This is a genomic window from Mycobacterium sp. 1164985.4 (genome assembly GCF_001668575.1).
Lineage (GTDB): Bacteria > Actinomycetota > Actinomycetes > Mycobacteriales > Mycobacteriaceae > Mycobacterium.
The window spans coordinates 1-1083 of record NZ_LZMD01000015.1 but is presented as its reverse complement, the minus strand read 5'-3'; the positions used below and the strand labels follow the sequence as shown (position 1 = coordinate 1083).

1 protein-coding gene is annotated in these 1083 nt (G+C 68.2%); it reads right to left on the bottom strand.

What is annotated here, in order from left to right:
- Window positions 1-1083 (bottom strand): amino acid adenylation domain-containing protein (locus A5650_RS01820; protein WP_156743970.1); only part of this gene is annotated, 1083 nt, incomplete at both ends.

Genomic DNA, 1083 nt, shown 5'->3' with positions numbered 1-1083 from the left:
GTGCGATACATCCGCTGACCCGCAGCCTCGACACCGGCGAACGGACAGGCCATAAACCGCGACGCGGTCAACCCCGCCCGCCCCGCATAGCCATAGGCCAACTGCGGCCCGGCCACATACAACTCCCCGACCACCCCCGCCGGCACCGGACGCAACCACCCATCGAGGACGAAAAACGCCACCTTCGGCAACGGCGCCCCGATCGGCGGGGCCTCCGCGCCCGGCTGCAGTGGCGCGCTGAGCGCCACCCACATCGTGGCCTCGGTCGGGCCGTACTCATTGATCATCACCCGACCCGGCGCCCACCGCGCCACCACCTCGGGCGCACACGCCTCACCACCGACCAGCAACGTCACCGCATCCAACCCCTGCGGCGAGAGCATCCCCGCCGCCGACGGCGTCTGACACAACACACTGACCCGCTCATCGATCAGCAACGCCCGCAACGCCTCCGGAGAGGCCGCCACCTCCTCGGGCACCACCACCAACCGGCCCCCATGCAACAAGGCGCCGTAAATCTCCCACCCCGAAATATCGAAACTGTAGGAATGCCACTGCGACCACACCTGACCCGCGCCCACCCACGCCCCGGTCAACGACCCCATCAACTCGGTCACATTGGCATGACTGATCGCCACCCCCTTGGGCACACCAGTAGTGCCCGAGGTGTAAATCACATACGCCACATCATCAGCGGCCGGCCCCGGCGCCACCGCCGTCACCGGCTGCGCCCCGATGCGCGGATCATCGATATCGATGACCACCACATCGCTACCGGCCAACCGCTCAGCCAACCCCGCCGTGGTCAACGCCGCCACCGGCGCGGCATCAGCGAGCATGAACTCAATGCGCGACTGCGGATGCGCCGGATCAATCGGCAAATACGCCGCCCCGGACTTGAGCACCCCCAACATCGCCACAATCGCCTCAGCACACCGCGAAAACACCAACGCCACACACCGACCAGGGCCCGCCCCCACCCCGGCCAACACATGCGCCACCCGCGTCGAGGCCTCATCCACCTCGCGATACGTCCACGACCGACCCGCCCACCGCAACGCCACCGCCTCCGGCGACCGCGCC